Origin of the sequence: Neorhizobium sp. DAR64872/K0K18 (genome assembly GCF_050500175.1) — a bacterium.
Taxonomy (GTDB): Bacteria; Pseudomonadota; Alphaproteobacteria; order Rhizobiales; family Rhizobiaceae; genus Neorhizobium; species Neorhizobium soli.
The window spans coordinates 114,883-137,548 of the sequence record NZ_CP191445.1 but is presented as its reverse complement, the minus strand read 5'-3'; the positions used below and the strand labels follow the sequence as shown (position 1 = coordinate 137,548).

General features: G+C 61.2%; 19 protein-coding genes. 9 read left to right on the top strand and 10 right to left on the bottom strand.

The annotated features are described in order from the left end of the window. Positions 1-23: 23 nt before the first annotated feature. The 3 genes from ACQY1P_RS00645 to ACQY1P_RS00635 all read right to left on the bottom strand — a co-directional run bounded on the left by ACQY1P_RS00645 (position 24) and on the right by ACQY1P_RS00635 (position 3,780). Positions 24-1,589, bottom strand: coding sequence for a GMC family oxidoreductase (locus ACQY1P_RS00645; protein WP_430253426.1), 1,566 nt, complete (start codon positions 1,587-1,589; stop codon positions 24-26). A gap of 357 nt (positions 1,590-1,946) precedes the next feature. Beyond that, positions 1,947-3,089 carry a sensor histidine kinase gene (locus ACQY1P_RS00640; RefSeq protein ID WP_430253424.1) on the bottom strand — a complete coding sequence of 381 codons (1,143 nt, stop codon included), beginning with the start codon at positions 3,087-3,089 and terminating at the stop codon, positions 1,947-1,949. Then, positions 3,082-3,780 carry a response regulator transcription factor gene (locus tag ACQY1P_RS00635; protein WP_430253873.1) on the bottom strand — a complete coding sequence of 233 codons (699 nt, stop codon included), beginning with the start codon at positions 3,778-3,780 and terminating at the stop codon, positions 3,082-3,084. The genes ACQY1P_RS00640 and ACQY1P_RS00635 overlap by 8 nt, the downstream gene beginning before the upstream one ends. Positions 3,781-3,875: 95 nt before the next feature. On the opposite strand from ACQY1P_RS00635, the gene ACQY1P_RS00630 reads away from it, so the two are divergent. Next, complete coding sequence (locus ACQY1P_RS00630) at positions 3,876-4,631, top strand: phosphatase PAP2 family protein (protein ID WP_430253422.1); 756 nt, start codon at positions 3,876-3,878, stop codon at positions 4,629-4,631. A 576-nt stretch (positions 4,632-5,207) separates the two neighbouring features. Here the strand turns inward: ACQY1P_RS00630 and ACQY1P_RS00625 are convergent. Continuing rightward, on the bottom strand, positions 5,208-6,230 hold the full coding sequence (locus ACQY1P_RS00625) for a LacI family DNA-binding transcriptional regulator (RefSeq protein ID WP_430253420.1): 1,023 nt from the start codon (positions 6,228-6,230) through the stop codon (positions 5,208-5,210). Positions 6,231-6,544: 314 nt separating this feature from the next. On the opposite strand from ACQY1P_RS00625, the gene ACQY1P_RS00620 reads away from it, so the two are divergent. The 8 genes from ACQY1P_RS00620 to treS all read left to right on the top strand — a co-directional run bounded on the left by ACQY1P_RS00620 (position 6,545) and on the right by treS (position 16,360). Next, a complete protein-coding gene (locus tag ACQY1P_RS00620) occupies positions 6,545-7,831 on the top strand; it encodes an ABC transporter substrate-binding protein (RefSeq protein ID WP_430253871.1) in 1,287 nt (428 codons plus the stop codon). A gap of 211 nt (positions 7,832-8,042) precedes the next feature. After that, a complete protein-coding gene (locus tag ACQY1P_RS00615) occupies positions 8,043-8,990 on the top strand; it encodes a carbohydrate ABC transporter permease (RefSeq protein ID WP_430253418.1) in 948 nt (315 codons plus the stop codon). Beyond that, positions 8,987-9,931: a carbohydrate ABC transporter permease gene (locus ACQY1P_RS00610; protein WP_113111338.1), complete on the top strand. Its 945-nt coding sequence runs from the start codon at positions 8,987-8,989 to the stop codon at positions 9,929-9,931. The genes ACQY1P_RS00615 and ACQY1P_RS00610 overlap by 4 nt, the downstream gene beginning before the upstream one ends. Then, positions 9,928-10,116 carry a hypothetical protein gene (locus ACQY1P_RS00605; protein ID WP_113111337.1) on the top strand — a complete coding sequence of 63 codons (189 nt, stop codon included), beginning with the start codon at positions 9,928-9,930 and terminating at the stop codon, positions 10,114-10,116. The genes ACQY1P_RS00610 and ACQY1P_RS00605 overlap by 4 nt, the downstream gene beginning before the upstream one ends. Positions 10,117-10,119: 3 nt before the next feature. After that, complete coding sequence (locus ACQY1P_RS00600) at positions 10,120-11,217, top strand: ABC transporter ATP-binding protein (protein ID WP_113111336.1); 1,098 nt, start codon at positions 10,120-10,122, stop codon at positions 11,215-11,217. Continuing rightward, entirely contained in the window at positions 11,210-12,205 is a 996-nt protein-coding gene (locus ACQY1P_RS00595; RefSeq protein ID WP_430253415.1) for an ABC transporter ATP-binding protein, read from the top strand. The genes ACQY1P_RS00600 and ACQY1P_RS00595 overlap by 8 nt, the downstream gene beginning before the upstream one ends. Positions 12,206-12,216: 11 nt before the next feature. Then, a complete protein-coding gene (locus ACQY1P_RS00590; protein ID WP_430253413.1) occupies positions 12,217-13,869 on the top strand; it encodes a dihydroxyacetone kinase subunit DhaK in 1,653 nt (550 codons plus the stop codon). 424 nt (positions 13,870-14,293) lie between these two features. After that, positions 14,294-16,360, top strand: coding sequence for a maltose alpha-D-glucosyltransferase (gene treS / locus ACQY1P_RS00585; protein ID WP_062577695.1), 2,067 nt, complete (start codon positions 14,294-14,296; stop codon positions 16,358-16,360). Positions 16,361-16,570: 210 nt separating this feature from the next. On the opposite strand, the gene ACQY1P_RS00580 is transcribed toward treS, so the two are convergent. The 6 genes from ACQY1P_RS00580 to ACQY1P_RS00555 form a co-directional block, all read right to left on the bottom strand. After that, positions 16,571-17,692: a sn-glycerol-3-phosphate ABC transporter ATP-binding protein UgpC gene (locus ACQY1P_RS00580; RefSeq protein ID WP_325265725.1), complete on the bottom strand. Its 1,122-nt coding sequence runs from the start codon at positions 17,690-17,692 to the stop codon at positions 16,571-16,573. A gap of 85 nt (positions 17,693-17,777) precedes the next feature. Further along, positions 17,778-18,650 (bottom strand): carbohydrate ABC transporter permease, encoded by an 873-nt coding sequence (locus ACQY1P_RS00575; RefSeq protein ID WP_430253411.1) that lies wholly within the window; start codon positions 18,648-18,650, stop codon positions 17,778-17,780. Continuing rightward, positions 18,640-19,560, bottom strand: coding sequence for a carbohydrate ABC transporter permease (locus tag ACQY1P_RS00570; protein ID WP_174197838.1), 921 nt, complete (start codon positions 19,558-19,560; stop codon positions 18,640-18,642). The genes ACQY1P_RS00575 and ACQY1P_RS00570 overlap by 11 nt, the downstream gene beginning before the upstream one ends. Before the next feature lie 76 nt (positions 19,561-19,636). Then, positions 19,637-20,356: a tyrosine-protein phosphatase gene (locus ACQY1P_RS00565; RefSeq protein ID WP_430253409.1), complete on the bottom strand. Its 720-nt coding sequence runs from the start codon at positions 20,354-20,356 to the stop codon at positions 19,637-19,639. Between the two features lie 89 nt (positions 20,357-20,445). Further along, positions 20,446-21,744: an ABC transporter substrate-binding protein gene (locus tag ACQY1P_RS00560; RefSeq protein ID WP_430253407.1), complete on the bottom strand. Its 1,299-nt coding sequence runs from the start codon at positions 21,742-21,744 to the stop codon at positions 20,446-20,448. Positions 21,745-21,773: 29 nt separating this feature from the next. Further along, positions 21,774-22,625: a metallophosphoesterase gene (locus tag ACQY1P_RS00555; protein ID WP_113167714.1), complete on the bottom strand. Its 852-nt coding sequence runs from the start codon at positions 22,623-22,625 to the stop codon at positions 21,774-21,776. Between the last annotated feature and the right edge of the window lie 41 nt (positions 22,626-22,666).

Here is a 22,666-nt window from a genome sequence, read left to right as displayed (position 1 = left end):
GCTTGACCGTTCGGTCCGATCGATCAGGCGAGGATGCGCGCGGCGATCCGCTCGGCGACCATGATGGTGGTGACGTTGGTCGGAACCGATGGGATGTCTGGCAGGATGGAGGCGTCGACGACGCGGAGGTTCTCGATGCCACGCACGTGCCCGAAGGCATCGACGACGGCGGTCTCGTCGGTGTCTGTCCCCATCGGAACCGTCGAGGTCGGATGCTGGTAAGCCGCGATGTTGGCGATGATATTGGCGCGCAGGTCCGCGTCGCTTTGCACGGCATCGCCGGGCGCCATCTCGTGATCGACCATGCCCGCGAAAGGAGCGGTTCTGCCGATTTCGCGGGACAGCTTGACCGCCTCCACCATCCTGTCGAGATCGCTCGGGTCGTCGAAGAAATTGTAGTGGATGCGCGGCGCAACGCGCGGATCGCGCGAGGCCAGGCGGAAGCTGCCGACCGACTTTGGCAGCGTCACCGCAGCCGCGAGAATGATCGCGCCGCCCGTCGGGCTCGCCTTCGGGTCGATGAAGTGGGTCGCGGATACCTGAAGGTCGAGATCGCCGCCGGTTGCGGACGATGAGCCCGTCCAGACAAGCGCACCGGCTGCGGGGCTCATGGCCCTGTTGGCGGCCTTCAGGGCGTAGACGTTGTAGAAGAACGGGTGGTCCTGGAGACGGGATCCGACCGGCAGATCCGCCAGAACAGGGATCTCCAGCGCGCGGAGATCGCCGGCAGGCCCGATGCCGGAGCGCAGCAGCATGGCCGGGCTTCCGAACGCCCCGCCCGACAGGATGATCTCGCCGCCGGTCAAAACCTCTCCCGTCACCAGCCGGACGCCCGAGGCCCGATTGCCGCTGAAGACAACGTGATCCACTTCTGTCTCGCCGCGGATGGTGAGGTTCGGGCGGGCGCGAACCTCCTCGGTGAGATAGACGATGCCGGTATTCATCCTCCTCTCGTCGACGACGTTGAGCGGATAGGCCCCTGCCCCGTCCGCAGCCGCGCTGTTAAAATCCGAAACGTCAGCCAGACCCAAGGCCCACGCGGCGTGAACGAAGCCGCGAGAGGACGCGGTCAGTTCCTCGAGGGTTCGCTGCCGGACCGGAAAGGGGCCGGATCGACCATGCAGGGTATCGTCGCCGGTCGGGGTGTTTTCCAAAGCCTTGTAAGCGGCCGACACATCGTTCCAGGACCAACCTTCGATCCCGCGCGCCGCCCAGCGTGCGAAGTCGGACGGCCGTGCCCGCATGGCGACCGTACCATTGACGGCGGAACTGCCACCGACGACCCTGCCCCGCGGCAATGGAATGTCATGGCCGAGCTTTGTCGTGTCGTCGCTGTGATAGTGCCAATCGAAATCCGGAGTCCCCACAGTGCCGGCATCGGTCAGGCTCTGCGGATAGGCGCTCGGCTCAAAATTAGGCCCCGCTTCCATTAACAGTACGGTGCGATGAGGATCGGCGCTGAGGCGCGTCGCAAGCACCGCTCCGGCGGACCCGCCTCCCACGATGATCACGTCGACCGGTGGCGCTTCGGCATGGGCGTGCGCCAGGCCGATCAGGACAGCGCCCGTTGCTTTGCCGCTTCCAGCCATGAAACGTCTCCTCGTCATCGCCACTTGCGTGAAATTGTCCCTGATGGAGCGCTATGAGCGCTGCAGGCAAGGCTTCACCTCTGTGTCAGGGAAGTAGCGAATACGGGATTGTGCGAACAGCGGGCCCATCCCGGAAGCTACGTTCAACAGGATGGACGATGCACACCGACGACGTGACGACGCCACGAAGCTAGGCCAACTGTCTAAACTGAGCGATGCAGTGCTTGACGACCGAATTTGACGCGCAAGGCGGAGGCATTTCCGCTGCCGGTCAGAAGCGGTAGATTCTTACCCGGTGCGACAGGCAGGCGCTGTTCGCCTCCATTTCAGTTGGAGCGTCCTCGGGATCGCTTAGGTCTACGCGACCTCAAATGTAACCTTGGCGTATGCGCCACCGTCAGGATTGTTTCCGACCTCCAAGCGGGCATTGTGGCCTTCCGCAATCGCTTTGACGATCGTCAGACCAAGCCCTGAACCGCTTGTGCCACGACCGCTGAGCCTCTCGCTTCTCCAGAACATGTCGAAAGAGGAGTGCTGCGCATAGTCTGGTAGTCCTGGACCCTTGTCCTGGACAGAAATGAACGACCGCCCCGTGTCATCCACCCCGGTATGAACATCGATCGGCCCGAAATTGCCCGCGTATCGCCGTGCGTTTTCCAGAAGAGCGAGGATAGCCTGGCGGAAACGGTCCGGATCGATCATTGCCGGTGCGGGCGCAAGGTAGGTTCGGAAATTGACATCACCGCCTGCGGAGATCTGGAACAGGGTCACCGTCTCCGAAGCATGCAAGGCCAGGTCGGTCGCCGTGGTCGCGGTCACAAAGTCGATCGTGCCCGCCAGTGAGAGCGTGTTCAGCTGGTCCACCAGCCGCGACATGCCCCGTGTCTGCGCCAAGAGCGCACGCAACTGGTCTTCGCTGGCGGGAATGACGCCGTCAGTCATGCCTTGCAGATTGCCCTGCAGCACCGTCAGTGGTGTGCGCAGTTCGTGGGCCACCGCGCGCGTGTTGAATTTCAGGCGGGTCTCCAATGCAAGCAACTCGCTCGCCATGCGATTGATGGTGATCGCAAGCGTTTCGACTTCCTTGGTTGCGCCCGGTTCGACCGTGACCTGAAAATCGCCCTGCCGGATCTTTTCGGCTGCGGCCGTCAGGCGGGTGAGCGGCGCGACGAGCCTGTAGGCCAGGACGACGCCAATGCCGCTGCTAAACACGATCAGCAGAAATCCGAAACCTAAAACACCCTCGACAGGGGACGCCTCGGTCGCCTCTTCCAGTGTCGGATAGAGCGGCGCGAGTGCCGCGAGATCGCTCGGTGCGGGGATCTCGCCATTGTTGATGCTGACCCAGGCACGTTTCGCATCGGGGGGCAGCGCGTCCAGTGCCGATAATTCGGCATGATCGATATACCAGTCGGTCAGGATATAGAGGAGCGCGATGGTCATCAGTTGAATGACGGAAACCAGAGCCGCCGTCAGTGTTGATAGAGCCGGTCTAGACACCTGTCGACCTCGCGAAACGATAGCCTATCCCGCGCACGGCAACGATAAAGCCGTCCAGGCCGCAACTCGCCAGCTTTCGCCTGAGGTTGGCGATATGCGTATCGACGGTTCGATCGAGCGCATCGCTTTCGGGCATGCACGCGTCCAGCAAGGATGCTCTTTCGAAGGTCTTAAACGGCGACCGGACGAAACAAACGAGAAGGCGAAACTCCGTTGCGGTCAGCGGCAGTTCGACCCGGCCTTTGTCCGTCGAGGCAATCGCGATGTGGGCCTCCAGCTGAACCTCGACCCCGTCGTGCCGGACAACCTCATGAGCGCCAACGCCTCTGGTGCGCTTGAGGACAGCGCCCACCCGCGCCACGACTTCCTGCGGGTTGAACGGTTTGGTGACATAGTCATCGGCGCCGAGCTTCAGGTCGAGCAACTTGTCGGTACTGTCATCCATCGCCGACAGGAAGATGACCGGCACGCTGGAATTTGCCCGGACCCTCGCCAGAAGATCGAAGCCATCGATGTCAGGCAGGCCGATATCGAGCAGGATCAGGTCGGGCTGTAATCTCTGGACATGGGTGAGAGCCGTAAGCCCTGTCGAAGCCATTACCGTCCTGTAGCCGGCTCTTGCGAGATATTTTTCAATAAGGGAAGCAATCTCTTGGTCGTCCTCGACGACCAGCACGAGCGATGAGATCATCGTCAAACTCTCTGACTTTGACATGCTCTTCTCCGGTTCTCGGTCAAATCTTGATAATCCGGCGAGAGAACGTGGTCCTCACAGAGGAACCACCCATGGACGCAACTGATCTCAACCACGTTCAAAAAGCAAATCCGAAGACCGTTGAAGACGAAGCACACCGTTTGCTTCCAGAGGCGCTTATGCTTCTGGGTTTTGTATCGCTGATCTTTGCAACTGTGCCGGAAATCGACCTGATCGTCAGTCGTTATTTCTGGGATCCCATCGCGGGCTTCGCTTTCGAGGAAAACAGTTTCCTCATTGCGTTTCGTGACCTCAACAGGCTTCTGCCTTGGGTCGTGATCGGGTTTGCAATCGTGCTTTTGCTTGCAAGTCCTTTCCTCAGGAACCCGAAATACTCAGCCGCACCGCATAAGTTGTTATTCGTGCTGACGTTCTTTGCAGCAGGTCCGGGGCTGGGCGTTCAAGTCATCAAGATGCTGGTCGGGAGAGCGCGTCCAAGAGCACTCGACGAATTCGGCGGCAGTGCGATCTTTACCCCTCCGTGGCAGCTCACCGACCAATGCGTCAGGAATTGTTCCTTCATCTCGGGAGAGGCCGCAAGCGCCTTTGCGCTGCTCACACTTGTCGTGTTCGTCACCCCCAGACACCGGACAACTTATCTCGCAGCGGTCGGCATTGTCGCGGCAGCCTTCTCATTCAACCGAGTGATGTTCGGAGGCCACTTCCTCTCGGACGTGGTGATTGCCTGGAATGTGATGTTCGTTCTGGCCGTGCTCCTCTGGCAATTGTTTTCTCAAAACGCACCTCAGATCGACGCATTATTCAAGAGAGATCCGTGCCGAACGTGAGTCTTCGTCGAAATCGCAACAGAGCGTGCGGCCCACCGTCGTCATGGCGCGCTGGATAAGGCCATCGCGACGTCATGCCTAAGAAACTCGTGGAGTGCTCTTCCGGATAAATAGACAACTTGGATGGGAGACCTGTCGGCAAGAAGGCTGGAGTCAGCCGGACGGACGGCTCATCAAGGTTCACTCAGACACACTCTCGACTGGAGCTAGGTCGAGCCAAAATCAGATCGTGCGCCGGACTGATCGCCTCCGCACAGATGGAGGTTCTCGATGTGATGGAGCAGCAGTTGGCCGCAGTTGCGCAGAACAATTCGTCGCCATGATCGCTGCCAGCAAAATCGACATAAAACACAAACTCGAAAAGAGAAGTTTACCGGAAATTCGCAAGGTTCAGTGATTCCGGGTGCCGAGCGCACAGAGGCTCATAATTTGCCCCCTGAACACAATCAGATCCCTCAATCAAACAATGGATCAAATCCAGTAAACTGTTGCAAGCACTCCTTTATTTGCTGCGCATCCGGCTGACCCAAAAGAGTCTGAAAAATTGCCCGCGGATTCGCCGGCCCTTCGTACGGCTCAAAGGTTTTCCTTGAGTAGAATTTCGATGCGGATCTTTTCCTGTGCGGCGAGCGGCTCGCGGGCATCCGAGCGGGCGCGCATGATGCGAATTGCACTGCGCACCGCATGGCCCGGATCCTGTGCGATCACGGCATCGATACGGTCGTCCCGGAGCGCCTGTTCGGTGAAGGGAGTTCGCTCGTGGACAACCACGGCAATGGTGCCGAGATCGACGTTTCCGGCAGCAGCCAGGATCGGCACGCGAGCCTCTGCGCTCAGCACATAGATTCCAGAGACATCGCGATTGCCGGCCAACACGCGGGCCATTACCTGCCGGCTGCGTGCCTCGTCGGCGTGGGTTTCAATGGAAGGCAGACAGGTCAGATGCGGAAAGGCGCTGTTGATCACGTGGTCGAAGCCAAGGCGGCGCTGGATGCTGTCGAGCGACTGCATGGTTTCCGCGATCACCATGACCTTTCCCGGTTGGGGACCTGCCAGCATGCCCATCAGCTTGCCCGCAGTCGCACCCGCCGCAAAGTTGTCGATGCCGACGAAATCAGCCTCTGGCAGCTTTTCCTGACCGGACAGGAATTGCACCACCTTGATGTTGCGCTGGAGAAGCCGCGCCATGGCGTCACGCACCTGAGGCGATTCAGGCGCCATGACAGCCACGCCATCGACCTCCTCCTTGTCGAGGCTGGAGAGCAGCTTTGCCACACCGTGCGCATCGTCGATCCCGATCTGGCGATACGCAATCTCGGTGAGGTCGCCCTTGAGCGCATCAGTCAGCTCTTCAACGTGCCGCAGGAGCTCCTTGAGGTATAGATCGCCGCTTGCCGGAAGCAGGAAGAGAAAACGGTACACCTTGTTGCGGGCAAGGCTGACAGCCGCCGGATTTCGAACGAAGCCGATCCGCTCGATTGCGTCATTGACCAGCCGGGCGGCCTTCAGGCTCACATTCGGTCGTTCGTTCAAGACACGATCGACCGTTGCAAGGCTGACGCCTGCAGCCTCGGCCAGATCCTTCGCTGTTGGACGCATGACGACTTCCCATGATTTCCGCCTTCCAGAGCTTTCCTTCAAAACATCAGCAAACGCAAGAATTGATGTGCGCACCTCAAAAATCACTTGCTTTGAGGTGCGCACATCAATTAGCCTCCATCTGGGTTCGGGAGAGGCATCCATTACACCCCGTTCCGCTGGAGGAGGCCGGCCAGAGATTAGGGTCCGGAGCCGGCATTTGGCCCGCAAGGGCGTTTCGCCATCCGCAGGAGACCGGACGGCGCTGGGAGGATGACATGATGAAATCGCTTTACGTGAAAGGTCTGCTTACTGCCGGAACGGTCGCCTGTTCGATGGGTTTCGGCACTATGATGGCGCATGCCGACGAAAAAGAACTGACGCTTTGCTGGGCAGCATGGGACCCGGCAAACGCACTCGTCGAACTCAGCAAGGGCTTCGAGGCGTCGTCCGGCATCAAGATGAAATTCGAGTTCGTCCCGTGGCCGAACTTCGCCGACCGCATGCTCAACGAACTCAACTCGGGCGGAAAGCTCTGCGATCTGATGATCGGCGACAGCCAGTGGATCGGCGGCGCCGCCGAGAACGGTTGGTATGTGAAGCTCAACGAGTTCTTCGACAAGGAAGGCATCAAGATGGATGCCTTCGTTCCGGCAACCGTCACGGGTTATTCCGAATGGCCGAAGAACACCCCGAACTACTGGTCGCTGCCAGCCTTCGGGGACGTGGTCGGCTGGACCTACCGCAAGGACTGGTTCGAGCGGCCCGAAATTAAGACAGCCTTCAAGGATAAGTTCGGTCGCGACCTGACGCCGCCCGCAACCTTCGACGAACTGAAGCAGGTCGCCGAATTCTTCCAGGGCCGCAAGATCGACGGCAAGACTGTCTACGGCGCCTCGATCTATACCGAACGTGGCTCGGAAGGCATCACGATGGGCGTGATGGACGTGCTTTACAGCTATGGCTTCAAGTACGAAAATCCGAAAAAACCATATGATATGAAAGGCTTTGTCGATTCCGAGGGCGCCGTGAAGGGCCTCGAATTCTACAAGTCCCTCTATGATTGCTGCGTCGCACCGGGCACATCCAACACCTACATGGGCGAAGGCATCGACGCCTACAAATCGGGCCAGGTCGCCATGCAGATGAACTTCGCCTTTACCTGGCCGGGGTTCGAGGCTGATCCGAATGTCGGGGGCGGAAAGACTGGTTATCTCGTCAATCCCGCAGGGCCCGGTGGCGAGAAGTTCGCCCAGCTCGGCGGCCAGGGCATTTCGGTCGTCGCCAATACAGACAACATGGACGGCGCACTGGGCTACATCAAATGGTTCGCCCAGAAGGATGTACAGGACAAATGGTGGTCCATGGGCGGCTTCTCGTGCCTTCGCGCCGTTGTCGAAGACCCGAACTTTACCAAGAGCCAGCCCTATGCACAGACCTTCCTCGACAGCATGGCGATCGTGAAGGACTTCTGGGCCGAGCCGTCCTATGCGACGCTGCTGCAGGCATCGCAGAAGCGGTTCCACGACTATGTCGTCGCTGGCAATGGCACCGCGAAGGAAGCTCTGGACGGGTTGATTGCCGACTGGACGGAAACGTTCGAGGACGAAGGCAAGCTCTGACACAAGAAGATCTTGGCTCCTGGATCTGATCCTGGCGCAGTGTCTCTAATCTTTCCCCCGGTAATGCCGGGGGAAAGCCAAAGCCAAGCGTTGCCGCCTGCACATCTTTAGAAACCCAGCCTGCCGGCACAACCCGAGCTTTGCCTTGTTGCCTCACCGGCCACGGCACCGCATGCGGTTGCCCTTTGGAAACGCCACACGGATCCGGACGATGACCGACACACCCGCAGACCGCCTCGCCCGTGCGACGCCACAACCGGTTGCCAGACGCATCCGGGGCTTAAGCGACAGGGCCATCGCCTGGATCTTCGTAGCACCCACGATCTTCCTGCTTCTGTCGGTCAACATATCTCCGCTGATCTGGACGATCCGCCTGTCCTTCACGAACTTTGCCGCGAACAAGCCGAACGCGGAGGTGAAATGGGTCGGATTGCGCAACTACACGCGCATCCTCACCGACGCCGACACCTGGGCGAACATGCAGACGACCGCCCATTTCCTCATCTGGACGATCACCTTCCAGGTGCTGATCGGCTTCTCCCTGGCATGGCTGATCAACCGCAAGTTCAAGGGCAACGACCTGGTGACGACGCTGATCGTCATCCCGATGATGCTCTCGCCCGCCGTGGTCGGCAACTTCTGGACCTTCCTCTACCAGCCGCAGATCGGCCTCGTGAACTACGCCGTCGAATTCCTGACCGGCATTCCCGCCGACAGCTTCTCGATGCTTGGCCCCGGCGGCTGGGCGCGCTGGGCGATCGTGATTGTCGACACCTGGATGTGGACGCCCTTCGTCATGCTGATCTGCCTCGCCGGGCTGCGCTCCATCCCCGATTACATCTATGAAGCAGCGGAAGTCGACCGCGCATCGAAGTGGCGGCAGTTCTGGACGATCACGCTGCCGATGGCACTGCCATTCCTGATGCTTGCAGTCCTGTTCCGCGGCATCGAGAACTTCCGGATGTTCGACCTCGTGGTCCTCCTTACCGGCGGCGGGCCGGGGGACGAGACGCTGCTCGCCTCGATCGACCTCAAGCGCGAGGCCTTCGAGAAATGGCGGACCGGCTATTCCAGCGCCTATGCAATTGTCCTGTTCGTCACGGTATTCGGCCTCGCCTCCATCTACGTGATGGCCCTGAACAAGGTTAAGGAACGATGAGCGCCCATTCCGTCACCGAACCGTCGCCCGCCTCGAAGTGGATTGCCGGCATCCTGGTCGGACTTTATGCGGTGATCACGCTGATCCCGCTCATCTGGATCATTTCGACGAGCTTCAAGTCCGGCCCGGATTCGATCAGCTATCCGCCGAAGGTCGTCTTCCAGCCGACGCTGGAAGGCTACGTAAACCTCTTCACGACACAGTCGCGCGCCTCGGTGGAAGACCTCGCCAAACTGCCCGCACCCACCACGTGGTATGACAAGATCACACGGGAAAGGGGCATGATCATTTCGGGGCCGTCGCGCTTCGGGCAACGATTCCTGAACTCGGTCATCATCGGCTTTGGCTCGACATTCCTGTCGATCTTCCTCGGAACGCTGGCCGCCTATGCCTTCAGCCGCTTCAAGGTGCCTCTCAAGGATGACCTCCTGTTCTTCATCCTGTCGACCCGCATGATGCCTCCAATCGCCGTCGCGATCCCGATTTACCTGATGTTCCGTCAACTGGGGCTTTCGGATACGCACCTCGGGATGATCCTGCTTTATACGGCGGTCAACCTTTCGTTGTCGGTCTGGCTGCTCAAGGGATTTATTGACGAAATCCCGCGCGAATACGAAGAAGCGGCACTGATCGATGGCTACACCCGCTTCCAGGCCTTCTACAAGGTCGTCCTGCCGCAGGCGGCAACAGGCATCGCCTCGACCGCGATCTTCTGCCTGATCTTCGCCTGGAACGAATATGCTTTCGCAGTCCTGCTGACGAGTGGCAATGCCCAGACGGCGCCCCCCTTCATCCCGACCATCCTGTCGGTTGGCGGCGGTATCGACTGGCCGGCCGTTGCGGCTGCAGCGACACTGTTCCTGCTGCCCGTGATTATCTTCACCGTGCTGCTGCGCAAGCATCTGCTGCGCGGCATCACCTTCGGAGCCGTGCGCAAATGATCAACTTCCTTGCCCGCCTGCGCCGGTTCCGGCGATCCGAATGGGAGATGTTCGCCTCGGCACTGATCGCGCTCGGCGTGGTCATGCTCATGCAGCCGCTTTCTCTGACACTCTTTACCTTCTCCTTTCCGGTGACGCTGATCGGAACCGTCATGTTCATCGTCGTCAGTCATTTTCCGGAGTAGATCATGGCCCAGATTCGCGTTGAAAACCTGCGCAAGGACTTCGGAGCCTTCAATGCGGTGAAGTCGTCCTCCTTCACCGTCGAGGATGGAGAGTTCTTCATGCTGCTCGGCCCGTCCGGCTGCGGCAAGACGACGACGCTGCGGATGATGGCCGGCCTGGAACTGCCGACCAGTGGCGAGATCTATATCGGCGGCGAAGAGGTCGGCATGAAGCGCGCGAGCGAGCGCGACATCGCCTTCGTCTTTCAGATGTTTGCGCTTTATCCGCACATGAACGTGCGCAAGAACATCTCCTATCCCCTGGTCAGCCAGGGGATATCGCGCTCCGAAGTCGATCGCCGCGTATCGGAAGTCGTCCGCATCCTGCAGATTGAATCCATCCTCGACAAACCGGTCGGCGGGCTTTCGGGCGGCGACCGCCAACGCGTCGCACTCGGCCGCGCGATCGTGCGCCAGCCGAAGGCCTTCTTCATGGACGAGCCCCTCGGCGCGCTCGATGCGGAGTTCCGCGAGCATATGGCAGAGGAGCTGCGCGCCCTGCACGACCGCATGGGGGCGACCACCGTTTATGTCACCCACGACCAGCTGGAAGCCATGCAGATGGGCGACAAGATTGTCGTCATGAACCATGGCGTGATCGAACAATTCGGCAAGCCCCAGCAGATCTATGACTGGCCGGCAACCAAGTTCGTGGCGAAATTCATCGGCTCGCCGCCGATGTCGTTCCTGGAATTCGAAGGTGCGATCGACGACGGGGGCAACGCGGTGACGATCGGTGGATCCCGCATCGAGGTTCCCAAATCCCGCGAAGGCCGCAAGGGTGCGCTCACGCTCGGCGTCAGGCCGGAACACGTCCACCTGTCGGACGCAGCCGGTCTTCGCGGACGGGTGGCCGCCGTCGAATATCTCGGCACCACACAGATCGTCACGATCGAGACGGCCCATGGCGAGATCAAGGCGCGGACGGCGTCGAGCGATGCCATCAGGACGGACGTTCCCGTCGGGCTTGAATTCGATCGCCGCTCACTCACCCTGTTTGATCCAGAGAGCGGAAAGGCACTGGTGTCCGAGGCCAATGAAGGAGTCCTCGCCCGTGGCTGAAGTCGTTCTCTCCAGCATCCGCAAGTCGTTTGGCGCCACCCGCGCGCTCGACGACGTGACGATGACCGTACCGGACGGCGCATTCGTGGTGCTTCTCGGTCCGACCGGAGCCGGCAAAACCACGCTGCTGCGCTTGGTATCGGGCCTCGACACGCAGGACAGCGGCGACATCAGGATTGGCGGACAGTCCATGGCGGGGCTGACGCCCGCACAGCGCAATGTCGCCATGGTCTTCCAGCAATATTCCCTCTACCCGCACATGACCGTGCGGCAGAACCTCGAATTTCCGCTGAAATCGCCGCTGTTGCGCACGCCGCAGGCGGTGATCGACCAGAAGGTGAAGGCAATCGCCGAGGTCCTGCAGATCGCCCACAAGCTGGACAACCGGGCAACGGCCCTTTCGGGCGGCGAGATGCAGCGCGTGTCGATCGGCCGGGCGCTGGTCCGCAATCCGCAGATCTATCTCATGGATGAGCCGCTGAGCTCGCTCGATGCGAAACTCCGCGCCGACCTTCGGGTCGAACTGAAGAACATCCAGGCCCGGTCCGGCGCCACCTTCCTCTACGTGACGCATGACCAGATCGAGGCGATGACCATGGCAACCCATGTCGGCGTGCTCAAGGAAGGACGCCTCATGCAGTTCGGTTCGCCGCGCGAGATCTACGAGGCGCCGGTCAGCATCTATGCCGCGACCCGGCTAGGCCAGCCGCGCATCAACGTGCTCCCCGCACACCTCTTCCCCGGAGCATCGGCGGGGGCCCATACGATTGGGCTTCGGCCCGAGCATATTCTCCAGGGAGAAGGGCAGGAAGCCAAGGTGGTCCGGGTGGAGCATCTCGGCGATCAGACGCGTCTTCATCTCATACTTGGGGAATATCCGATCATCACCGTCACCGATGCCCACACCGCCCTCAAGGGCGGCGACATCATCAAAATCCAGCCGCACCAGCCGATCTATTTCGATGCGGCCGGAATGCGTCTCGTCTAAGGGAGGGTCTCATGTCTCAATTCCTCAACAGCCGCGAAAATGCCGTCACCGAGGCGATCGATGGCATGCTCATGGCCTCGGCTGGAGCGCTGAGCCGCCTCGACGGCTATCCGCACATCCGCGTCGTGTTGCGATCCGACTGGGACAAATCGAAGGTCGCGATTGTCTCGGGCGGCGGATCCGGCCATGAGCCGGCCCATGCCGGTTTCGTCGGACGCGGCATGCTGACAGCCGCCGTCTGTGGTGATGTCTTCGCTTCGCCGAGCGTTGACGCTATCCTGACCGCAATCCTCGCGGTGACTGGCCCGCTCGGTTGCCTGCTGATCGTCAAGAACTATACAGGCGACCGGCTGAACTTCGGCCTTGCGGCCGAACGCGCCCGTGCCTTTGGGCTGAATGTCGGCATGGTGATCGTGGACGATGACATCGCGCTCCCCGATCTGCCGCAGTCCCGCGGTGTGGCGGGCACGCTCTTCGTCCACAAGATCGCCGGTGCGATGGCGGAAAACGGCGCAAGTCTTGATGACGTCATCGACACTGCGCGGCGGGTGATCGCCAATACCCGCTCGATCGGCATTGCACTCGACACCTGTACCGTGCCGGGCTCGCCGAAGGAAAAACGCATTCCCGAAGGTCACGCCGAACTCGGCCTTGGCATCCACGGTGAGGCGGGTGTGGAGCAGATCGAGTATGACGGCGTGCGCGGCGCCGTGGCCGCCATGGTGGACCGGCTTGCGGCGGGCATGGAGGACAAGCCGCATGTCGTACTTGTCAACAATCTCGGCGGCACCTCCGTGCTGGAAATGGCCGTGGTCGTCAACGAACTGGTTCAATCGGCGATCGGCGCGCGCCTCTCGCATATCGTCGGGCCTGCTGCGATGATGACCTCGCTCGACATGCAGGGCTTTTCGATTTCCGTATTGCCGGCGGAAAAGGCCGATCTCGACTTGCTGGCCAAGCCGGTCGGCCTTGCAGCATGGCCAGGCGTGACGGCGATGCGACCCGTCAACGTCATCGCCCTGCCCGATGGACTGACCCCGATCGCGCCGCTTGCCTCGCAGCATCTGCCCACCCGTCAATTCCTCACAGAGTGCTGCAAGCTCCTGATCGAGGCGGAAAAAGACCTTAACGCGCTCGATGCCAAATCCGGCGACGGTGACACCGGCTCGACCCTTGCAAGCGCCGCGCGTGCCCTGATCGAGGCCCTCGATAGGCTACCGCTTGCAGATCACACCCAGCTCTTTCGCGCCATGGGCCAGGAACTCAGCCAGACCATGGGCGGCTCTTCCGGCGTCTTGCTCGCCATCTTCTTTGCCGCGGCAGGCGATGGGGCCTCGAGTGGTCTTGGCATGCGCGACGCGCTCAAAGCCGGCCTTGCCCGCATGCAGGAAATCGGCGGCGCAGAGCTCGGCGACCGCACCATGGTCGATGCGCTCTCGCCTGCACTGGACGCCTATGACAAGGGTTTTGCAGCAGCGGCCAGTGCAGCCCGCGCCGGCGCCAACCTGACCGCAACCTATCTCAGCGCACGCGCAGGCCGGGCGGCTTACCTGAATGCCCGGCAGCTCGAAGGTCACATCGACCCCGGCGCGGAGGCAGTCGCGCGTCTCTTCGAGTTTCTCTCCCTTCGACATAGCAGGTCGGAGGACAAACCCGCGGACTGACGGCGGGGATCGGCGCGGCGGGAGCCATCCTGGGCGAGGTCCGCCGCAACGCAAAACACCCGCAGCTTAGAGCTACGGGTGCTTTTTGATGATTTGGTTGCGGGGGCCTGATGGCGCAGCGATCTGAAAACTCGACCGCCTTAAACCCAAAGGAACCGTCGACTCGGTACTTACGCGGTTTGCAGAGTGGGTGTGCCGGCAGCTCCGCTCTTTACTGGGCACCGCGAAACCTGGATTTGAGGATGTCGCGCTATCGGTGTTCGGACGCTTTGGGTGTGAGGAAAGCAAGAAGTCTGTTGGTAGAACCGACAACTCCGGGGTAAGTGAGGATGCAGTTTCCAATAGGCAGGCTCTTTTCGGGAGGCTTGCTACCTGCATCGGCCTGCAATAATCCCTGTACTCCCGCTCCGGCTTCGAGGCATTAATGACGCTACCAAGCAATGAATCAATCGAAGAGCTCGTCGCTTTGTCGATGTTGCAACAAGCACGTACATTTGCCGAGGCCTACGGCGGGCAGTCGCGCCTATGGCAGCGGCCCTATGCAGAGGCGCGGCCTCGTGTCGCTTCATCGATCGCATCGGTATGGATGACGGCCTATCCCCCTTCGGTAATCCCGTTGCCCGGCGAATCCGTTCTCAAGACCCTTGGCGACGCACATCTGTGGTCAGCCCTTTCGGCGATCGGCGTACGCGGTATTCACACGGGACCGATGAAACGTGCCGGCAGTATGAAAGACGGCGTCTACAGCCCGACGATCGACGGCAATTTCGACAGAATAAGCTTCGACATCGATCCGACTTTCGGCACGAACGAGGAATTCGTTGCCATCAGCCGCATGGCGGCGGCACACAACGCCATTGTCATTGACGATGTCATTCCTTCACACACGGGCAAGGGTCCGGATTTTCGGCTCGCCGAAATGAATCATTCGACCTACCCTGGTCTCTATCACATGGTCGAAATTCCAGAGGAAGAATGGCAGCGTCTTCCGGACGTGCCTGAGGGCCGGGAGGCGGTCAACCTGCCTGCCGATACCGTTGACTACCTGAGGGATCGTGGCTTGATTGTCGGCCAGCTCCAGCGGGTCATTTTCTTCGAGCCCGGCGTCAAAGAGACGGACTGGAGTGCGACCGGCCCTATTACCGGCGTCGACGGCAAGGAGCGCCGCTGGGTTTACCTGCACTACTTCAAGGAGGGGCAGCCGAGCCTGAACTGGCTGGATCCATCATTTGCCGCGCAACAGATGATCATCGGCGATGCGTTGCATTCGATCGACCAGATGGGCGCCCGTGGCCTGCGGTTGGACGCGAATGGATTTCTCGGCGTCGAGCGCCGAGTGGAGGGGCCGGCATGGTCGGAAAGCCATCCGCTTTCCGTGACGGGCAACGCACTGCTCGCTGGCATGATCCGCAAGGCCGGCGGGTTTTCGTTTCAGGAGCTTAACCTGACGATCGATGATATTGCCGCGATGTCGAAGGGTGGAGCGGATCTGTCCTACGATTTTATCACGCGCCCGGCCTATCATCACGCGCTGTTGACAGGCAATACCGAGTTCTTGCGCATGATGCTGCGGATGGTCCATGAATTTGGCATCGATCCTGCGTCGCTTATTCATGCGCTTCAGAATCACGATGAACTGACGACGGAACTCGTGCATTTCTGGACATTGCATGCAGACGATATTTACACCTTTGCCGGCCAGACTTGGCAGGGGCGTACGCTGCGCATGCATATTCGCGACGTAATACGCGAGCGCCTTTCGGGACCTAACGCCCCCTATAACCTTCCCTTTGTCACGAACGGAATCGCCTGCACGACAGCGAGCGTCATTGCCGCAGCCCTCGACATTGCCGACCTGGAAAGCATCGATGACGAGACGACAAAGCTGATCCAGAAAATTCACCTTCTGCTGGTGATGTACAACGCTTTTCAGCCGGGCGTATTCGCGCTTTCCGGATGGGATCTGGTCGGCGCTTTGCCATTAACGCCGGCTCAGGTGCAGCACCTGATGGCCGACGGCGACACCCGCTGGATCGAACGCGGCGCCTATGATCTGACGGGTCAGAACTCTGGCGAGGAGTTTTCCGCCGACGGCATGCCGCGTGCCCGCGCCCTATACGGCCCGATCAGCGAGCAGCTCGCGCAGCCGGACTCGTTTGCCTCGCAGCTCAAACGCCTGCTGGCCGTTCGGGAAGCTTATGGGATCGCGGCCAGTCGACAAGTCTCGATACCTGATACCACCGCCCCAGGTTTGCTCATCATGGTCCACGAACTTCCGGATCTACGAGGCACGCAGGTGACCGCCCTGAATTTCAGCTCCTCGGCGATCTCCGAAGTCGTGATCTTGCAGAACGTCAGGCCAGGACCTGTCGTCGACATGATTGCGGAGTCAATCGAAGGCGACCTTACAGAAGATGGCGCATTGACTATCAATCTGGAGCCCTACGAGGGTCTATCCCTCAGAGTTGTTGGAACGCTCCCGACGCTCTAAATGTCACGCGCATATCTCTGCAAATAGCCGCGTTTTTGCGTTCGCTAGTGGGTCTACAACCCGCTTGCGAACGTGATGCTTGACGGGATTTTGCACGGCTTGGCCGGCGGTGATCCAACGATACGGGATCTCTGACGCCTACACCTGCTGTCGAGTAACAACCAATCGCAGGACCACGCGGGCGACATTACGCTGCCTCCATGCATCACATCACATGGACGGCGCGAAAGCGCTCGGGATGCTGCTCCTGGCGGCATGGACCGGCACGTCGATGCGTTGTCCTGTGGTCCGGTCGTAGAGGTGCAGTGCCTCTGGCGGCAGGGTCAGCGCGACCGGCCTGCCTTCCAGTGGCTGGTCGCCCGGTGGCAGGGTCGCCGCGATCTCCCGGTCGCCAAGGGTGCAATAGGCGACGCGCGAGCCACCCAGTTCCTCGACAAAGTCGACCGTCGCCGGAAGGCCTGTCCCGGCAGTTTCACTCAGCAGGAGGTTTTCGGGCCTGACGCCGACGGTGACCGGAGTGCCTTCGGCAAGGCTTGTCCGGCCGATGCCGACCCCGCCAGTTGGCGCATCGATGACGAGAGCACCGCCTGCCCCGATGGCGGCCGGGAAAAGGTTCATGGCCGGCGCCCCCATGAACCCGGCGACGAAGACCGAGGCCGGCTTTCGGTAGACCTCGGCGGGCGATCCGATCTGCTCGACGCGACCGGCATTCATCACGATCAGCGTGTCGGCAAGCGTCATCGCTTCGACCTGATCATGCGTCACGAACACCGACGTCGCCTTGAGGCGCTTGTGCAGCTTCTTGATCTCGATGCGCATCTGGACGCGCAGCAGTGCATCGAGATTGGACAGCGGTTCGTCGAACAGGAAGACGTCGGGTTCGCGCACCATCGCGCGGCCCATGGCCACGCGTTGCCGCTGCCCGCCGGAGAGCTGCGCCGGGCGCCGGTCGAGATACTCCGTCAGGTTCAGGATCCTCGCCACAGCCTCGACCTTGCTGTCGCGCTCGGGCCGCGGCAGCTTGGCGATCCGAAGCGGATAGGCAATGTTCTGGCGCACGGTCATGTGCGGATAGAGCGCGTAGTTCTGGAACACCATGGCACAGCCACGATCGGCCGGCTCGATGTCGTTCATCACCATTTCACCGATGGAGATCGTGCCTGACGTCACCTCCTCCAGTCCCGCGATCATGCGCAGGAGGGTCGACTTGCCGCAGCCCGACGGACCGACGATGACGACGAAATGGCCATCGGGGATGGTGATATCGACGCCATGCAGGACCGGCTTGCCGTCATAGGATTTTTTCAGGTTTGAGAGTGTCAGATCAGCCATCAGATGTCTCCCGGACGACGGTTGTGCAGGTGTGCAATCGTGGACGTGTCGCGGCCGATGCCTGCGAGAATGGGTCTGCCGCGCATCAGCGGATACCGGATTTCATGAAGGACTGGACGACCTGGCGCTGCAGGACGACGTAAATGACGAGGACCGGGAGGCTTGCGAGCGTCGAGGCGGCCATCAGTGGTCCCCACTGGTTGCCCTCGGCCGTCATGAACATCTGGATGCCGATCTGGATGACGGAATTTTCGGCCGTGCGGCTGAGCAGCAGTGGCCAGAAGTACTCGTTCCAGGTCGAGATGAAGATGAGGATTGCAAGCGAGGCGATCGTGCCGCGCAGATTGGGCACCATCACCTCCCAGAGAATCCGCCAGTTGCGTGCGCCGTCCATACGCGCCGCCTCGATGACTTCCCGGGGGAAGCTGCGCATGGCCTGGGCAAGAAGCAGGATTGCAAGCGCCGAGACAAGGTTCGGCAGAATCAGCGCCACGATGCTATCGAGCAGACCCATCTGGGCAATCAGCAGATAATTCGGGATCATCACCACCTGAAAGGGTACCAGCCAGGTCAGCGCCACGGCGCTATACACCAGCTTGTCGAGCGCGAATGTCCAGCGGGCGAAGGCGAAGGCGGCAAGAAGCCCGGTCAGAAGCTGAAAGGCCGTGGACACGACGGAAAAGACCAGCGTGTTGACCAGCATGCGGCCGATCGGGATGGCCTCCAGAGCCTGCCGGTAATTGTCGAGCGACATGCTCGTCGGCCATAGGCTCGTCTCGAACATGGCATTGGCGGGACGCAGCGAACTGGCCAGCATCCAGTAGACCGGGAAAAGGCACAGGATCGACAGAAGGACCATGAGGACGTGCCCGGCCGCTGTGTCGAGGCCGTATTTGTCCGAGATGCGACGAAGCGGGCGCGCCATCGGGCGGGGCGCGTGCAGGACGTCAGTTGTCATGGAAAGTATACCTGTCGATCAGGCGGAAGAGCACAAAGGCCACTGCGCCGAAGCCGAGGAAAAGGATGACGGCCGCAGCCGAGCCCCAGCCCACCGACATGGTGGAGAAGCCGAAATCCCAAAGGAGATAGTAGATGTTGGAGGTGGAGCCGAGCGGGCCGCCGCCTGTCAGCACGTTGATATAGGTGAAACTCCACTGCGCGCCGAGCAGGATCGTCATGACGACCAGAAACAGGGCCGTGGAACTGAGCAGCGGCAGGCGGATGTCGCGGATGATCTCCCATTTGCTGGCGCCGTCCATGCGCGCGGCCTCCACCAGGGAGGGGTTGATGTTGGCATTGGCGGCAGACAGGATCAGCGTCGAAAACCCGATCAGCTTCCAGCCGGTGATCAGGATGACGGTCCAGATGGCGGTGTTGGGATCGGAGAGGAACTTCACGGGCTTGAAGCCGATGCCCTGGAGCATCTGGTTGACTAGGCCGTAGCCGGGATCGAGCAGCCAGCGCCAGACGGCGGCGGCCACCACCGGCGCGATGATCATCGGCACGAAGATGATGGCGCGGTAGATGTTGCGCGAGCGCTCGGGAAGGTCATGAGTATAGATGGCGATCGCCAGCGGGATCAGCACGGCCAGCGGCAAAAGACCGAAAATGTAGATCCCGGTATTGCGCAGCGACTGCCAGAATTTGGGCAGGGCAAAGATGCGCGTGTAGTTGTTCCAGCCGACATAGATCTGCGGCGAATTGGGCAGCATGTTCCACTGGTAGAAGCTCAGACGCAGCGCATCGACAAGCGGCCAGTAGATCCAAACCACAAGCAGGATGATGGCCGGGGACAGGTAGAGCCAGGGTGCCCAGCGCGACTGGGTCATCCGTCTGCGGCGGGTCGGTGCTTGTGTGGCCAAGGCCATTCTACGCTCCAGTGGGTTTGCAAGGCGTTGGCCTTTTCCGTCGGTCCGGTCGTGGCAAAAGCGCGCGACGGGTGTGTTACGCGCACAGACGGTCCGTCAGCGCGTCGATCTCTGCTGCGTTAAGACCGATACGTTCGAGATAGGCCGCGATCCCGCCATGCGCCGCATCGAGACAGGCGAGGAAGGCTTCCATCGTCACGGCATCGCTGGCGAGCATCCGCTCCACATGGTCGGCATCGATCCCTGCCGCAAGCGAACGGGCGCGAAGCTGCGCGATCAGGCCCTCAGCGGAGGCCGTGAGCGCATAGTCGGCCACGATGTCGGCATGCGAGACGCCGGCGGTGGCCAGAAGCATGGCAGCGACGACGCCGGTACGGTCCTTGCCGGCCGTGCAGTGGAACAGCACCATCCCCGGCCGGGCTTGCCCGATGGCGCGAAAGACCGTGGCGAACTGCGCGCCACAATGATCCAGCGCGCTGCAATAGCGCTCCGCCATGTCGAAGGGCTGCCGCACCATTGCGATCGGCGCCAGCGCGTCGAAGAGCACGATATTGCGGTAGGACACCGTCTCGTGGCCGATGAAGGGGTGGCTGGTGACCGCAGTCTCGTGCGGCCCGCGCAGGTCGATCACGAGCGAGAGATCATCGGCGACAAGCGTCGCCAGGCTGTCGCTCGTCAGCGGGTGCAGCGCTTCACCGCGCAGGATCCGGCGCCATTGCGTGGTGCCGCCGGCCTGCCGATTGTACCCGCCGAGATCGCGGATGTTGTGGGTGTCGGGCAGCGTCCAGTGACGCATGGCGGCCTCCTGCTGTGCTTCGGTCTGTTTGTCTTGGTACAATTTGGGGGCGCGCGTCGTCGCGGATGCAACGCCCCACTCGCGCGTGGTCAGGGCATCAGCGCCTGGGCATTGGCTTGCGCCTCGGTCAGGGTCTTCACCACGTCATTGGGACCGAGCACGGCCTCCGAGACGGCTTCCTTCATCATCGCTTCGGCCTGGCGATAGTTCGGGCCGGGGAAGGCGACATTGGGGGTTAGACGCGACAGCTGTTCGAGGTTCGGACGGATCAGCGGGTGCGTCGCTGTCCAGGGGCCGAGCAGCTTTGGATCGTCGACGATGTTGAGGCGAAGCGGCAGATAGCCGATCTTCGAGGTGATGATTGTGTAGCCGTAGTCGGAGGTGAGGAACTTCATCAACTCGTAGGCGGCGCGCTGCTTGACCGGATCCTGCGAGAAGGCATAGAGCGCCGAGCCCGAATTGGTGGGCGCGGTCGGCTTGGTCCCGAAGGCCGGCATGCCGGTCACGCGCAGTTCCCACTTGCCGTCGGCGGATTTGGACAGGGAGTTCTGCAGGGCGCTGGTGTAGAGATACATGCCCAGCCGGCCGGCGGCAAAAGCCTCCTGCGGATTGGCCGGGTCGAGGCGGGCATGGGCGCCGCTGTCGACCATGTCGCGCAGCATCTGAACCGCTTCAATGCCATTCTTGTCGGCGAAGGTCAGCGTGTTGCCATCGCGGACCTTGCCGCCATTCGACATCAGGATCGCCTGATAGACGAAGGTGCCGTCTGTCGGGCCATAGGCGCCGGGAAAGAAGCCGTCCACGCCGGTCTTGGCGACGATGGCTTCGGCTGCCGTCTTCACCTCGGCCCAGGTCTTGGGTGGCGTCTCGGGATCGAGGCCGGCTTTGCGGAAGAGATCAGCGTTGTAGTAGAGGATCGGCGTCGAGAACGTATAGGCAAGCCCATAGGTCTTGCCGTTGATCTTGCCGAGGTCGACGCCACGCGGGATCAGTCCGTCGGTAAGGGCAGCGTAGCCCTTGGCCCCGGCCATGTCCTCGAGCGGCTGTGCACCCAGATCGGAGGCAAGATAGATGAGGTCGCGAAACACCAGCTGGGCAACGTCGGGCTGCATGCCGGCGGCCATATCGGCCTGCAGGCGCGTGATGATGTCGTTGGAGGGAACTCCGACAGTCTTCACCTTGATCAGCGGGTTTTCCTGCTCGAACTTGGCGATCATCTCGCGGGTGGCGTCGGCACCGGCGCTCGCCGTGGCGAGGTTGTAGTTGTAGAAGGTGATGGTCACCGGCTTGGTAATCTCTACAGCCATTTCGGCATGCGCGGCGCCGGTTGTTCCGGCGGCACCGAGGACTGCGGCGACCGCAAGGCCGAGGAAGGTGCGTTTTCTCATCGCGGGAAGCTCCTGTTGGGAGAAATTGGTCATTCGGTGGCGCCCGCCATGGCCGCATCCTGTTTGTGGCGCAGCAGGGACAGGTCGTAGCGGTTGAGTTCGTTGCGGGTCTGCGGCAGGGGAACGAGCGCCATGGTCAGGCCCGAGGTACGAATGGTGCCGATCCCGAAGGAGGCGCCTTCGACCATGCGCAGTATGTCTGTCGTCAGAATATCGGTTGCTGCATGCTGGCCCATGCCGACGATGACGGGGATGCCATGCCATGAGGAGAACCGGTCGTGATGGATATGACCGGAGAGGATCCCGAGGATGTTGCGGCCCTTGAGCACGCCGGCCAGCTGCTGGCTTTGGCTGAACTCGATCGTGCGCCAGTGGTCCCATGGAACAGCGTCGCCCAGCACCGGGGCATGGTGGGCAACGATCAGCTTGGGCAGATCGCCGTGCCGGTCGAGCGCCTGAGCGAGCCAGGCGAATTGCGCCGGCGTCAGGCTGCCGCCGATCTCGCCGGGGGTCGTGGTGTCGAGCGTGACGATATGGATGCCGCCGATCACCTGGTCGTGGTCATAGGGAGCATCGAGATCGTTGGTTCGGTCAAGCATCGCTTCGTAGAAGCCGGCGCGCGTGTCATGATTGCCGATCGCGTAGACGACCGGCACGTCGGTGGCCGCCATCAGCGACCGCAGCTGGCGGTAGCTCTCGACATCGCCGCGATTGGTGAGATCGCCGCTGGCGATAATGAACTGCGGCTTCTGATCCATCGACCCGATCAGCGCGAGCACGCGCGAAAGCGTGGCCGAGGTGTCGCTGAACAGATGGCTATCGGCGACGGAAGGATTGCCGACATGTAGATCGGTGATGTGGATGAACGTCGTTTCGACCATGGGGAGCTCCTGCGTTGGAGCCTGTCTAGGCGCTTCCCGTC

Excerpts from the sequence above, each read along its gene's own strand:
- ACQY1P_RS00630 (WP_430253422.1), top strand. The coding sequence starts at position 3,876 with ATGGACGCAACTGATCTCAACCACGTTCAAAAAGCAAATCCGAAGACC.
- ACQY1P_RS00555 (WP_113167714.1), bottom strand. The coding sequence starts at position 22,625 with ATGGTCGAAACGACGTTCATCCACATCACCGATCTACATGTCGGCAAT.
- treS (WP_062577695.1), top strand. The coding sequence starts at position 14,294 with ATGACGCTACCAAGCAATGAATCAATCGAAGAGCTCGTCGCTTTGTCG.
- ACQY1P_RS00615 (WP_430253418.1), top strand. The coding sequence starts at position 8,043 with ATGACCGACACACCCGCAGACCGCCTCGCCCGTGCGACGCCACAACCG.
- ACQY1P_RS00635 (WP_430253873.1), bottom strand. The coding sequence starts at position 3,780 with ATGATCTCATCGCTCGTGCTGGTCGTCGAGGACGACCAAGAGATTGCT.
- ACQY1P_RS00620 (WP_430253871.1), top strand. The coding sequence starts at position 6,545 with ATGGGTTTCGGCACTATGATGGCGCATGCCGACGAAAAAGAACTGACG.
- ACQY1P_RS00575 (WP_430253411.1), bottom strand. The coding sequence starts at position 18,650 with ATGACAACTGACGTCCTGCACGCGCCCCGCCCGATGGCGCGCCCGCTT.
- ACQY1P_RS00580 (WP_325265725.1), bottom strand. The coding sequence starts at position 17,692 with ATGGCTGATCTGACACTCTCAAACCTGAAAAAATCCTATGACGGCAAG.
- ACQY1P_RS00565 (WP_430253409.1), bottom strand. The coding sequence starts at position 20,356 with ATGCGTCACTGGACGCTGCCCGACACCCACAACATCCGCGATCTCGGC.
- ACQY1P_RS00600 (WP_113111336.1), top strand. The coding sequence starts at position 10,120 with ATGGCCCAGATTCGCGTTGAAAACCTGCGCAAGGACTTCGGAGCCTTC.
- ACQY1P_RS00570 (WP_174197838.1), bottom strand. The coding sequence starts at position 19,560 with ATGGCCTTGGCCACACAAGCACCGACCCGCCGCAGACGGATGACCCAG.
- ACQY1P_RS00645 (WP_430253426.1), bottom strand. The coding sequence starts at position 1,589 with ATGGCTGGAAGCGGCAAAGCAACGGGCGCTGTCCTGATCGGCCTGGCG.
- ACQY1P_RS00560 (WP_430253407.1), bottom strand. The coding sequence starts at position 21,744 with ATGAGAAAACGCACCTTCCTCGGCCTTGCGGTCGCCGCAGTCCTCGGT.
- ACQY1P_RS00590 (WP_430253413.1), top strand. The coding sequence starts at position 12,217 with ATGTCTCAATTCCTCAACAGCCGCGAAAATGCCGTCACCGAGGCGATC.
- ACQY1P_RS00605 (WP_113111337.1), top strand. The coding sequence starts at position 9,928 with ATGATCAACTTCCTTGCCCGCCTGCGCCGGTTCCGGCGATCCGAATGG.
- ACQY1P_RS00610 (WP_113111338.1), top strand. The coding sequence starts at position 8,987 with ATGAGCGCCCATTCCGTCACCGAACCGTCGCCCGCCTCGAAGTGGATT.
- ACQY1P_RS00625 (WP_430253420.1), bottom strand. The coding sequence starts at position 6,230 with ATGCGTCCAACAGCGAAGGATCTGGCCGAGGCTGCAGGCGTCAGCCTT.